Source organism: Rhodopila sp., from assembly GCF_035548095.1.
Taxonomy (GTDB): Bacteria; Pseudomonadota; Alphaproteobacteria; order Acetobacterales; family Acetobacteraceae; genus Rhodopila.
In genome coordinates, this window is the sequence record NZ_DASZUV010000001.1 from 371,497 (window position 1) to 383,876 (window position 12,380).

Sequence of the window (12,380 nt, forward strand, 5' to 3'; positions counted from 1 at the left end):
CCGGGAAGGCTTCGAGCCGACGCGGTCCCAGAGAGAGCGCCGGTCGGCTCATGGCCCACAGCTCTCCCGAGGCTCCCTTCATGAATATCTCCCCGACCGCGGCCGTGCAGGCCGCGCCGCTTCCGCCTGCCCTTCGTCCCGACGTCCCCGCCGCGATGATGATCGCGGCCCAGCAGCTCCTCCCGCATCTCGAGCGGGGCCAACGGATCGACGCGGCGATCCTGCGCGCGGCGATGGAAGCGGCTTTCGCCGCGTCTGATGTTTCCGGCGTCTGGGATTGGAAGACCGCCTATGACGCATGCGAGGCCGCGACCGTCCTCTTCCTGCGCAAATACGGAAAGGCGCTCTTCCGCAAAGCCGAGTCTCCGGCTTCCCGGCTCTCCGGCTTGGTCAAGATCGCCGGCCTTCTGCCGACACATACCCGCCGCTCCGCAGAGAGCGAGACCTTCCAGCAATTCTCCACGCCGACCCCGCTCGGCCTGGCGGCCGTCGCAGCCGCCGCAATCACGGCTGCCGACCGTGTGCTGGAGCCTTCCGCCGGCACCGGACTGCTGGCCATCCTGGCGGAGATCGCGGGCGCCACCCTCGTGCTGAACGAGCTGGCCGAGAGCCGCGCCGCGTTGCTCTCGTCGTTATTCCCCGCCCTCGGCGTGACGCGCTTCGACGCTGCCCAGATCCACGACCACCTCGACCCCGGCGTGGTCCCAACCGTCGTGCTCATGAACCCCCCATTCTCAGCGATGGCCAATGTCACCGGCCGCATGGCCGACACCGCCTATCGCCACATCGCCTCCGCGCTCGCACGCCTCGCGGACGGCGGGCGCCTGGTGGCGATCACCGGAGCGAATTTCGGGCCGGAGCTGCCGGCTTGGCGTGACGCCTTCGTCCGACTGCAGGAGCGCGGCCGCATCCAATTCACCGCCGCGATCGATGGCGCGGTCTACGCCAAACACGGCACCACGATCGACACACGCCTGATCGTGATCGACAAGGCGCCCGCCGATGATCCCACATCGCTGCCGCAATCGCGCGGCGTAGCACCCGACGTGGCCACGCTGCTCGGCTGGATCGCAGAGCACGTTCCCGCGCGCCTCCCGATCGCGCCGAGCACAGCCGTCCCCGTCGCCGCAGCACCGCGGACTGTGCGGGGCTATCTCGCCCGCGCCGGCATGGCGCAATCCGCCAAGGCTTCCGTTGCAGACCCCGAGGCAATCGATCTCGCCTATGAGACGATCGACTGGACGCCGGCGGAGGGCGCGCGGCTCAGCGATGCGATCTACGAGGAGTACCGGCTTCAGTCCATCCGAATACCGGACGCTCAGGCCCACCCCACCAAGCTGGTGCAGTCGGCCGCTATGGCTTCGGTCGCCCCGCCGAAGCCCAGCTATCGGCCGCGCTTACCGGTAAACCTCGTTCGCGACGGCATCCTGTCGGACGCCCAGCTCGAGACGGTAATTTACGCCGGCGAAGCGCATGGCGATTATCTCGCCGGCGCCTGGACCGTGGACGAGACCTTCGATCTCGTCACCGCAGCCCGCGACGATGCGCCGAACGCCGTGCGCTTCCGTCGGGGCTTCATGCTGGGCGACGGCACCGGCGCTGGCAAGGGCCGCCAATCGGCCGGCATCATCCTCGACAATTGGCTCAAGGGCCGGCGCAAGGCGGTCTGGATCTCCAAGTCCGACAAGCTGCTCGAGGACGCTCAGCGCGACTGGTCGGCCCTTGGCATGGAGCGTCTGCTCATCACACCGCTCTCGCGCTTTCCTCAGGGTAAGCCGATCCGCCTGGCCGAAGGCGTCCTATTTTTAACCTACGCTACGCTGCGGTCCGACGACCGTGGCGAAAAGCTTTCGCGCGTCCGGCAGATCGTTGAATGGTTGGGCTCCGACTTCGACGGAGTGATCATTTTCGACGAGAGCCACGCCATGCAGAGCGCCGGGGGCGGCAAGGGCGAACGCGGCGATGTCGCCCCCTCGCAGCAGGGCCGGGCCGGCCTGCGCCTGCAGCACGCCTTGCCCAATGCGCGGGTGGTCTATGTCTCTGCCACCGGCGCGACAACCGTCCACAATCTCGCCTATGCCCAGCGGCTCGGCCTCTGGGGCGGCGATGATTTCCCTTTCGCCACCCGCGCTGAGTTCGTGGAGGCGATCGAGGATGGCGGCGTCGCCGCCATGGAGGTGCTGGCGCGCGATCTGCGCTCACTCGGCCTCTACACTGCCCGCTCGCTCTCCTACGACGGCGTCGAATACGAGCTGGTCGAGCACGCGCTCACCGACGAGCAGCGCCGCATCTACGACGCCTATGCCGGGGCGTTCTCGATCATCCACAATCACCTCGATGCGGCGATGCAGGCCGCCAACATTACCGGCGAGACCGGCACACTGAACGCTCAGGCGAAGTCGGCCGCCCGCTCGGCGTTCGAGAGCGCCAAGCAGCGCTTCTTCGGCCATCTGCTGACCTCGATGAAGACGCCGACCCTGATCCGCCGGATCGATCAGGACTTGGCCGACGGCCACTCCGCCGTGATCCAGATCGTCTCGACCGGCGAGGCGCTGATGGAGCGCCGGCTCGCCGAGATACCACCAACCGAGGAATGGAACGACGTCCGAGTCGACATCACGCCGCGCGAGTACGTCCTGGACTATCTCGCTCATTCCTTCCCGGTCCAGCTCTACGAGCCCTTCACGGACAGCGAGGGCAATCTCTCGTCCCGGCCCGTCTTCCGCAACGGCCAGCCCGTCGAAAGCCGCGAGGCCGTCGCCCGACGCAACGAGCTGATCGAGCGGCTTGCTTCGCTCCCGCCGGTGCCCGGCGCGCTCGACCAGATCGTCCAGCGCTTCGGCACGGACCTCGTGGCCGAAGTCACCGGACGCTCGCGCCGCGTGGTGCGCAAGGGCGATCGCCTCATCGTGGAGAACCGCGCCGCCTCCGCCAATCTTGCCGAGACCGCCGCGTTCATGGACGACCTGAAGCGCATCCTCGTCTTCTCGGAAGCGGGCGGGACGGGCCGGAGCTACCACGCCGAGCTTTCGGCGCGGAACCGTCGCCTGCGGGTCCATTATCTGCTCGAACCCGGCTGGAAGGCCGACGCGGCCATCCAGGGCCTCGGCCGCACCAACCGGACGAACCAGGCGCAACCGCCCTTGTTCAGACCCATCGCCACCGACGTGAAGGCCGAGAAGCGCTTCCTCTCGACCATCGCCCGCCGCCTCGACACGCTGGGCGCCATCACCCGCGGCCAGCGCCAGACCGGCGGCCAGGGATTGTTCAGAGCCGAAGACAATCTGGAATCCCACTACGCCCGCGATGCGCTGCGCCGGCTCTATCTGCTGCTGGTGCGCGGCAAGATCGAAGGCTGCTCACTCCAGATGTTCGAGTCCGCCACCGGCCTCAAGCTCATGGACGCCAACGGCATCAAAGACGAACTGCCACCGATCAACACCTTCCTCAACCGGCTGCTGGCGCTCACCATCGACCTTCAGGGCGTGCTGTTCACAGCGTTCGAGCAACTGCTCAACGCCAAGATCGAGGGCGCCATCGCCAGCGGCGTCTATGACGTCGGCCTGGAGACGCTGCGGGCCGAGAGCTTCGTCGTCACCGATCGCCGCGCGATCTACACCCATCCCGCGACGGGGGCGGAGACCAGGCTGCTCACCATCACCGAGCGCCGGCGCAATCGGCCGGTGACGCTCGATGAGGCGCTCGACCATCTCGCCGATTCACGCGCCGTGCTGCTGGTCAACGAGCGCTCCGGCCGCGCCGCCGTGCAGATCCCGGCGCCGAGCGTGATGCTCGACGACGGTGAGATCGAACGCCGCGTTCGGCTGATCCGGCCGATGGAGCACCATCACGCCTCGCTGACGATGATGGACGAGAGCCATTGGCTGGCGGTCGACCGCGAGGCCTTCGCCGCCGCGTGGACACGCGAAGTGTCCGAAGTTCCCGAGTTCGCCGACAGCACAATCCATATCGTCGCAGGCTTGCTGCTGCCGATCTGGAAGCGCCTGCCGAACGAGTCGACGCGCGTCTATCGGCTCCAAACCGACGCGGGCGAACGCATCATCGGCCGAAGGGTCTCGCCGGCCTGGGCGGCAAACGCTTCGTTGACTGGAGCGACCCACCTGACACCGGACGCGGCCTTCGCGGCGCTGCTCGAGGGCCGTACCGTTCTCGATCTCGCCGAGGGCTTGCAGCTCCATCGGGTGCGCGTCATGGGCGCTCACCGCATCGAGCTGTCGGACTTCGCCGACACGATGCGCGATCGCCTGCGCGCCTACGGCCTCTTCAGTGAGATCATCTCCTGGAAGCTGCGCATGTTCGTACCGACCGATGCGACCGGCGTCGGCGTGCTGGCGAAGGTGCTCGATCATTATCCCGTCGAGCGCATCGGCGAGCGGGAAGCCGCGTGATGGCCCGCCACGACGCCTCTGAACTTGCTCACCGTCTCGCGCGCGACGCCGAGGCGGTATGCCGCCACTACCTCTCCGCCGGACGGCGGGAGGGCCGCTACTGGCTGGTGGGCGACGTCCGCAACACACCAGGCCGCTCGATGTTCGTTCGGCTTCAGGAATCGGTGAAGGGACCCGCCGGCAAATGGACCGACGCCGCCACCGGCGAGCACGGCGACCTGCTCGATGTTATCCGCGAAAGCTGCGGGCTGGTCGACTTCAAAGACGTCGCCGACGAGGCGCGTTCGTTCCTCAGTCTGCCGCATCCCGAACCGGAGCCGGACCATCCCCGATCACGGACACTAAGCGTCCCGACGGGATCGCCGGAGGCCGCACGGCGACTGCTCGCCATGTCGCAGCCGATGTCTCGTACTCTCGTGGAAACGTATCTCCGCAATCGCAGCATTACGGCTTTGCACGGAACCGGAAGCCTGCGCTTTCACCCACGTTGCTACTACCGGCCCGACGACCATAGCCCGACCGAGACTTGGCCGGCGATGATCGCCTCCGTCACCGACATCGCAGGCAATCTGACCGGTGCGCATCGCACCTGGCTCGATCCCGGCGGCTTCAATGAGGCGACGCTCGGCAAGGCGCCGATCGACACCCCGAGACGAGCCATGGGCGACCTGCTCGGTCACGCTGTTCGCTTCGGAGTGGCGGGCGAAGTCATGGCGGCCGGCGAGGGCATCGAGACGATGCTATCGCTCAGGTGCGTCCTTCCCGAGATGCCGATGGTCGCGGCCCTCTCGGCCGCTCATCTCTCGGCCATCCTGTTCCCGGACATGTTGCGCAGGCTCTATATCGCCCGCGACGACGATCCGGCCGGCGATGGCGCGATGGTGACGTTGATCGAGCGAGCGCAGGAGGCCGGGATCGAGGCGATCGTGATCTCGCCACGGCTCGGGGACTTCAACGAGGATCTCCGCCTCTTGGGCGTGAATGCGCTTCGGGCCGCAAGCCGGGTGCAGATCGCGGCGCAGGATGTCGCCCGCTTCATGGAGCTGGCAGCATAGCCGGAACGGGGATGGGGCGCGGCAGCGTCGTCGCCGCGGGGCCGGCGGTCATGCTTTCCCTTAGTGTCGGAGAGGACCACGCCCACGGCCTTCTGAGAGGGCGATCGGGCGGCAAACGGCCCGGACCGGCAACCTTGTGGGCCGACTATTTTCCGTCGGCGGCAGAGCCGCCTTTACATCGCGAGACAAAATAGCCGGCCCCCTTCGGTCCTCCACCGAGGCTCCGGCCCTTCGCTTCGCTGCGGGTGCAGGTCCGGTCCGCCCGCCGCCTTCGTCGCCATGAAGGCCGCGATGGGCGCGGCCGATCCGACGAGGAAAGCCACGATGACCACCGATCACGACGACGATTTCGAACCGCACCACGGCTCATCCCCGACCGACCAGGTCCTCCACGAACTCCAGCTCTATGGCTACCGTCCCTTCAACGACGAGCCCGATCCCAGGCCGCTCCCAGAAGCGAACATCCTCGCCGGCAGCATCTCCGACATCTTCGATGCCCTTGTGGTAGCCCTGACCGACACTCGCCTCGAACCCGACCTCGAGGACCTGCTCTGGTCGACGGTGAACGTTTTCCACCGAGCCATCGACCGGATCGAACGCGAACTCGACGACAACGAGCTGGCGCAGCAACGGTCGCAGCGCGAGCAGGATGGCAGCGAGGTCAAATCCGTCGAGTTGGAGCGCCTCACGGCGGAAGGCCTGACGCTGATCGAACGCCGCAACGCCATCGAGCTGATGCGCGATCAGGCCGCAGACCAGTTCGAGCACCACACCCGTTCAACTTGGCGGCCGCGCAATGGGTCGAAGGTCAACCATCGCAACCTCACCGCGGCGATGATCGACAGTCGCGACTTCCTCAGCGCCAAGAAGCGGGCGGACAACCAGGTGCTTCTGCCCGCAGGCCCGAAGGTGGCGCTGACCGGCGGCCTCGACTTCAATGATCACCGGCTGGTCTGGGCCAAGCTCGATCAGGTCCATGCAAAGCACCCCGACATGGTGCTGTTGCACGGTGGATCGCCAAAGGGCGCCGAGTTGATAGCCGCCAAATGGGCCGACAATCGCAAAGTCCCGCAAATCGCCTTCAAACCGGACTGGACGAAGCACGCCAAGGCCGCGCCGTTCAAGCGCAACGACGCTATGCTGGAAGTGCTGCCGATCGGGGTGATGCACTTCCCCGGCACTGGCATCCAGGACAATCTCGCCGACAAAGCGAAGAAGCTCGGCATCCCGGTTTGGAAGTTCGGCGGCGCGTGAGCGCCGCCCGCATCTGCGCGGCTAGAGGCTGCCGACACCTCCGTCGACTAGCAACTCCGTTCCAACGACATAACTCGATTCGTCTGACGCCAGGAAAACCGCTGCTTTGGCGAGTTCTATGGGCTGCCCCATGCGCCCAATTGGAACCAGATTTCGAATGTCATCCTGCAGTCGCCGAAGCTCCTCGGCTGCCAAGCCGAGCTTGCCCAAAGCGGGCGTCGTTGTCGGGCCGGGGCTCAACCCGTTCACCCGAATCCCTCGCTGGATGAACTCGCCAGACAAGGTGCGCGCTAGTGAGAGCAGGCCCGCCTTGCTCGCTGCGTATACGCTGCTTTGCGGCAGTCCAATATGAGCGCTCACTGACCCGCATAGGATGATCGAAGCCGGATTAGAGAGGATCGGCAGCAACGACTGAATCAGCAAGAGGGGGCCCTTGAGATTTGTTGCGAGTATCCGATCCACGATCGCCTCGGTCCATTGCCCCATGGGCTGGTGCGTCACATCTGCTGCATTGGCATAAAGAACATCGAGCCTGGCCCATTTGCGTGACAGGATCGCCGCGAGTTCGCTCTGGTCGGTAGCCACGCTGGCGTCGTTGCGAATAGCCAGGACTTCTCTCGGCAACTGGCGCCGCGCGGCTTCAAGGCTGTCCTGGGACCGACCCGTGATAGCGACCTCGGCTCCTTCGGCAAGGAATTGCTGCGCGGTTTCCAGCCCGATCCCGCTCGTGCCGCCAGTGATGAGTGCGAATTTGCCGCTCAGACGTCCCATGCGAGCCTCCTCGTTGCGCAGCACTGGAATCTGGGGCCATTAGTATCATAAGTATAGTAGGCACCTTTTGCATACCTTTGGAGCTAGGATGAAAGCTGTAACCGACGATAGGGGCGGGACACTTATCGCTCTGGACGTTGAACGCTGTCCGATGGTCGACTTCGTTAACCTCGTATCGGGCAAATGGGCGATTCCGATCCTTTACCGCCTGATGGTAGCTGGTCGTCCGACCCGTTTCCGGGAACTGCAGCGTGCCGTGGCACCTATCACGCAGAAAGAGCTCACCAGACAGCTTCGCCTCTTCGAGCAACGTGGGCTTATTCGGCGGTTCGCCTATGCCGAAGTTCCGCCTCGGGTCGAGTATGAGGCCACCGAACTAGCTTTGTCCCTTCGGCAAACCCTAGACTCCCTGGCCGAATGGATGCAGACGCACGGACAGAAGCTTCAACGATAAAGCCCAGTCATCAGAGTCAGACGATCGAGCTCGACCTACGTCGTTTTCCGTAGTCCCGCGAAGCCACGGGAGCATCTTGACGAGAGCTACGAAGCCCAGAGGGATTTCCGCTCCCGCTGGCACCTGTTTGCGGCTATACTCCTGATTGCGCCGTGGCGGTGGAGGAAGGCGCGACCGTCAGACCTCTTCTCACGGAGCGCACCGCCATGATCATTTTCGGACCACTGCTCGTCATCGTCGGCATCTGCTTCTTCTGCTGGCTGCTGTTCAACCTCGCTGTCTTCGCGCTGCCCTTTTTCACCGGTCTGACGAGCGGCATCTGGGCCTTCCACACGGGGGCTGGCGTGCTCGGCGGCATTGCCGTGGGTCTCGTGACCGGCGGCGCAACCTTTGGCCTGGGCCAGCTCGCGCTCGCCTTTGTGCCATGGACGTGGCTTCGACTCCTGATCATCCTCATCTATGTCGCGCCTGCTACTGTCGCCGGCTACAGCGCCACGCATGGAATCGCCCAGATGGCGATGCCTTCATCCACCTGGCAGGCGATCTTCGCCGTCATCGGCGCAATTGCTGTCAGTGTCACGGCGTTCCTCCGCTTCACCGGAATGGCCGCGCCCAGACCAGCCGGACAGGGCTTGGCGCGGGGCTGACACCGTCGCTCGGCGGGGCGGGGTCAGATCAGGCATCTGGGACGCCCGCGGTCCCCGTCATCGAAGTTGGCCAGAGAGCGGCTTCGGCAGTGAAGCTCGGCCCGCCATCGCGGTGTGACCGGAGTCGCGGCGGTCGTCGCAGCGGAGAGGACCAGATGGCGATCTCTGGGAGACCGGGCCAACCAATCACGCGAATGGGGCATCGAGCCGGAGCTCGGTCTTCGAAGCGGGAGATCCGTTGATGGCCAGCGCAGGGCTCGGATCGCGGTCGTGTTCGCCGCCCGGAGCTTGCGGCGACTCGAAATCGCCACGTTCCCCTTAATGTCACCTCTGTCAGGCCGAGCGCACCGAGCGGCCTCTTCGATGGGTTGATCTGGCCGAAGGCCGGCTAAAGCCTCGACCGCCTAAGGCGCAACAGCGGCGTCACAACTTTCTTCCCCTGCCGGCTGCGCCGTCATTCCTCGCGAAACAAGAAAGTTCCTCCTTTGCTGTCGAGCCCCTTCGGGGTGCGCCGTCGATCGCCTCCGGCCTGCCGATCACCATCGAGGCCGCAATGGTGCGGGCTCGGAAACAGAGATCAAGGAGAACTACCATGGCGACCATCGGCACCTTCAAGAAGTCCGGCTCGAATGAATTCACCGGCCAAATCGTCACCCTCTCGGTCCAGGCCAAGAACGTCCGGATCGTCCCCGAAACCAACCGCTCCGGCGAGAACAGCCCCAGCCACCGCGTCTATGCCGGACGGGTCGAGATCGGCGCCGCCTGGGCCAAGCGCTCCAATGAAGGCCGCGACTATCTGGGCCTCAAGCTCGACGACCCGAGCTTCACCGCACCGATCTTTGCCAACCTCTTCGATGACGAGGACGGTGAGGGCTACAGCCTGATCTGGTCTCGCCCCAACGGCCGCCGCGGCGGGGAGTGATCCACCCAAAGGCCCCGTCCGGCTGGTCCGGGCGGGGCCCTCCTCCTTGCCGCCGGCCAGACGGAGCCGGAACACTACGGCCAGAACCGTAGTGTTCTCGCTTCGTTAAGCGGTGCTAGGGGCGTAAAAGAAGACATGGATTCCGGCCCAAAAATCGCGCAGGTCGCTGCACTCGTCGGCGATCCGGCACGAGCCAACATGCTCACAGCGTTGATGGACGGCCGCACACTCACGGCATCCGAACTCGCCTACCTGGCCGGTGTAGCCCCGCAAACAGCGAGCGGGCATCTTGCAAAGCTCACCGATGCTGGCTTGCTCGCGCTCGAAAGGCGTGGACGGCGGCGATATTTTCGCCTCACCTCTCCAGCCGTGGGACGAATGCTGGAGGGGCTGATGGTCGTGGCGCAGGATGGCCCCGCCCGCCATCGAACGTTATGGCGCGGAGGTGATACGCTTCGGCATGCGAGGACTTGCTATGACCATATGGCCGGTCGTATCGCCGTCGCTGTCGCCGATCGTTTGGCGCAAAACTCATTCGTTATCCTCGACGAAGATGGCGGGCAGCTGTCGAGCAGCGGTCGATCCTTCTTCGACAGGTCTGGCATCGATCTCACCTCCACCTCCAAACGCCGCATCTTCTGCCGCCCTTGCCTCGATTGGAGCGAGCGTCGACCCCATTTAGCCGGCGCGGTGGGTGCTGCGATCCTCCGTCATGCGCTCGAGCACGCTTGGGTCGAAAGGGTGCGCGATAGCCGCGCTCTCCTCGTGACTCCGGAGGGGGTTTCCGGGTTCGCAAGCGTGTTTGGTGTCCAGGCAACATCCTAACTTGGAGACTCACCCAGCTTATCTTGGGCTCATTCCCCCTGCCACCGCGAAAGCCGGGCCTCCTGGGCGAGAAGCCCTTCCTAGGAGCTTGCGCGCGAATCACTAATATACTAGGTGGCAATATATTAGGTGGACCGGCGATCTCACCGCATGAGCCTGCGGGAGATTGTCGCGATCAACTTGCGAAGACTGAGACATGTCCGAGACCTGTCCCAGGAGGAGCTTGCCGATCGTGCGGGTGTCAATCGCAACTATGTGGGCATGCTCGAACGCGAGGAGCACGCCGCAACCATTGACATGTTGGAGAAGCTCGCGGACGTGCTCCAAGTCGATGCCGTGGAGTTTTTCAAACGTCCATCATGAGCCGCTCAACAGTCTAGCGCGTTCCCTCCTTCGCGGATTTCCGACTGGAGCCGCTCGCCTGTGCTCTGATCAGTTCGGCAGGGTCAACCCCAAGCGCGGCTGCGATCCGGCCAAGCACCGTCACACTCGCGGATACCGCGGCGCGCTCAATCGATCCGATATAGCGAGCGCTCAAGCCGACGCGTTCCGCCAGCTCCTCCTGCGTCATTTCGTTCGCATGACGCAATCGACGCAGATTGATCGCCATGACCTCCTTGAGATCCATGGCGCTAGGGGAAGCGACATCGGAAAGATCGTTCCAGGAACGATCGTTCCGAATCGTACTTTGCGATCTCCGTTAGAGAAGCCGGCTCGTGTCCAGTTTACCGCCTTTGTGCCTCACGTGATGCGTCAGCAGCATCACTTTGCCAAGCCGCTGGGGTTCGCGACTTGCAAAGATTCGCAGTAAATGAATCCTCAACGCGCTTCTACGACCTAGGGGGGCGAGCGCAATGTCTGACGCGTCATTTCAGGACTGCCCTCCCCAGACCGAGCGTCTAAACGCCTACGACGAGCGACACCTCGCAATCTATCTGCGCTTGTTGATGGCGGACGAAGAAGGCGCCGACTGGCGCGAGGTCGTGTGGCGGCTCTTTGGTCTTGACCCCAACGCAGAGCCCCGGCGTGCCAAAATGGTCCATGAAAGCCATCTCGCGCGCGCGCGATGGATGACAAAGACCGGATACCAGCACCTGCTTCAGCCTCGGATGCAGTGAAGTTCGGTTAATCTCTCTTCGCGTGCTCGCCACGCGCGATGCAACCCTGAGGACTAGCGCCAAGCCTGGCTTTGCCGATCGTCTGCCGCCCGAGCGGGGGCAGATGAGAGGACAACTTATGCCTACAGAGGATTGGCGTTCCCCTGAAACGATCGAACGGCTTAAGCGCCTCGAGCGTCCCGGGTTCGCTATCGAATTTCTGCGCCGCAACCCTGAATACCGTCGCGACTATGCTCGCACCGAACGTATGATCGCACGTGATCCTGCAAGCGCGACGACGGCTGGCGCACGGCTCGCTCGACGATGGGGGTTGCAATTTCGCCCATGACCCCGGCCGACCCGCCGGGCCCGGTCCTGTGTTCTGGTTGCCCGAAGTGTCGCCCGGCACGATCATCCTGGATGCAGCGCCCGACGGCTTTGAACCCATCCTGGCGTTGGATATCTCGCGGCTCGGATCGCTCGCCGCCGAAGTTACTGAGAGGGACGAGCGCGAACTGGTAGTGTTCGGGTCGCCAGACGAACTGCATATCCGCCTGCGAACAAGTTCGAGCGAAAGGCGCCCGGCGGTCCTGCTCCCGATCGACGCCAACTTCGAGCTCCGACTTGAAACGGCACTTCGCTTTGTGCGCCGCCTGCGGGGCAATCCTACAAAGCTCCTTCCTTCAGCGCTCCGACTCACGTCCATGCAAAAGGCTCGGTTGGTTCGTCTACTCCACGCTTTCGACATTCACAGTGCCGGCGGGGGACCGCGAGATGTTGCCGCCGATGTCCTCTCGTCCAAGCAAGCGAAGCTTCCTTCAGTCGAATGGAAAGACTCTCATTCCCGCCGAGCCGCCAACCGGCTCATCCACGACTCCATCGCGCTCGTTGAGCGCGGCTATCTAAAATTATTGCGTGGCCGCTGACGTGCGGCTTTGTACCTCCG

13 protein-coding genes are annotated in these 12,380 nt (G+C 64.5%); 11 read left to right on the top strand and 2 right to left on the bottom strand.

The features are described from left to right. Window positions 1-80: 80 nt before the first annotated feature. The 3 genes from VHC04_RS01615 (at window position 81) to VHC04_RS01625 (ending at window position 6,718) form a co-directional block, all read left to right on the top strand. On the top strand, window positions 81-4,409 hold the full coding sequence (locus tag VHC04_RS01615; protein WP_325677255.1) for a strawberry notch family protein: 4,329 nt from the start codon (window positions 81-83) through the stop codon (window positions 4,407-4,409). Then, window positions 4,409-5,464, top strand: coding sequence for a DUF7146 domain-containing protein (locus tag VHC04_RS01620; RefSeq protein WP_325677257.1), 1,056 nt, complete (start codon window positions 4,409-4,411; stop codon window positions 5,462-5,464). The genes VHC04_RS01615 and VHC04_RS01620 overlap by 1 nt, the downstream gene beginning before the upstream one ends. Before the next feature lie 324 nt (window positions 5,465-5,788). Further along, window positions 5,789-6,718: a DUF2493 domain-containing protein gene (locus VHC04_RS01625; protein ID WP_325677259.1), complete on the top strand. Its 930-nt coding sequence runs from the start codon at window positions 5,789-5,791 to the stop codon at window positions 6,716-6,718. A 21-nt stretch (window positions 6,719-6,739) separates the two neighbouring features. On the opposite strand, the gene VHC04_RS01630 is transcribed toward VHC04_RS01625, so the two are convergent. Next, a complete protein-coding gene (locus tag VHC04_RS01630) occupies window positions 6,740-7,489 on the bottom strand; it encodes an SDR family oxidoreductase (RefSeq protein WP_325677261.1) in 750 nt (249 codons plus the stop codon). An 88-nt stretch (window positions 7,490-7,577) separates the two neighbouring features. Between VHC04_RS01630 and VHC04_RS01635 the strand changes: the two genes are divergently transcribed. From VHC04_RS01635 to VHC04_RS01655, 5 genes are all read left to right on the top strand, one after another. Next, window positions 7,578-7,943, top strand: a complete 366-nt coding sequence (locus VHC04_RS01635) for a winged helix-turn-helix transcriptional regulator (protein ID WP_325677263.1) — start codon at window positions 7,578-7,580, stop codon at window positions 7,941-7,943. 206 nt (window positions 7,944-8,149) lie between these two features. Further along, complete coding sequence (locus VHC04_RS01640; RefSeq protein WP_325677265.1) at window positions 8,150-8,590, top strand: hypothetical protein; 441 nt, start codon at window positions 8,150-8,152, stop codon at window positions 8,588-8,590. A gap of 592 nt (window positions 8,591-9,182) precedes the next feature. Beyond that, window positions 9,183-9,512, top strand: coding sequence for a DUF736 domain-containing protein (locus VHC04_RS01645; RefSeq protein ID WP_325677267.1), 330 nt, complete (start codon window positions 9,183-9,185; stop codon window positions 9,510-9,512). A gap of 135 nt (window positions 9,513-9,647) precedes the next feature. Then, entirely contained in the window at window positions 9,648-10,337 is a 690-nt protein-coding gene (locus VHC04_RS01650; protein WP_325677269.1) for a winged helix-turn-helix domain-containing protein, read from the top strand. Window positions 10,338-10,487: 150 nt separating this feature from the next. Beyond that, on the top strand, window positions 10,488-10,700 hold the full coding sequence (locus VHC04_RS01655) for a helix-turn-helix domain-containing protein (RefSeq protein WP_325677271.1): 213 nt from the start codon (window positions 10,488-10,490) through the stop codon (window positions 10,698-10,700). A 13-nt stretch (window positions 10,701-10,713) separates the two neighbouring features. Here the strand turns inward: VHC04_RS01655 and VHC04_RS01660 are convergent, their stop codons facing one another. Continuing rightward, window positions 10,714-10,947 (bottom strand): helix-turn-helix domain-containing protein, encoded by a 234-nt coding sequence (locus tag VHC04_RS01660; RefSeq protein ID WP_325677274.1) that lies wholly within the window; start codon window positions 10,945-10,947, stop codon window positions 10,714-10,716. A gap of 244 nt (window positions 10,948-11,191) precedes the next feature. Between VHC04_RS01660 and VHC04_RS01665 the strand changes: the two genes are divergently transcribed. The 3 genes from VHC04_RS01665 to VHC04_RS01675 all read left to right on the top strand — a co-directional run bounded on the left by VHC04_RS01665 (window position 11,192) and on the right by VHC04_RS01675 (window position 12,360). Beyond that, window positions 11,192-11,455 (top strand): DUF2285 domain-containing protein, encoded by a 264-nt coding sequence (locus VHC04_RS01665; protein ID WP_325677276.1) that lies wholly within the window; start codon window positions 11,192-11,194, stop codon window positions 11,453-11,455. Between the two features lie 118 nt (window positions 11,456-11,573). Continuing rightward, window positions 11,574-11,783 (top strand): transcriptional regulator domain-containing protein, encoded by a 210-nt coding sequence (locus tag VHC04_RS01670; protein ID WP_325677278.1) that lies wholly within the window; start codon window positions 11,574-11,576, stop codon window positions 11,781-11,783. Then, on the top strand, window positions 11,713-12,360 hold the full coding sequence (locus VHC04_RS01675; RefSeq protein ID WP_325677280.1) for a DUF2285 domain-containing protein: 648 nt from the start codon (window positions 11,713-11,715) through the stop codon (window positions 12,358-12,360). The genes VHC04_RS01670 and VHC04_RS01675 overlap by 71 nt, the downstream gene beginning before the upstream one ends. Window positions 12,361-12,380: the final 20 nt, after the last annotated feature.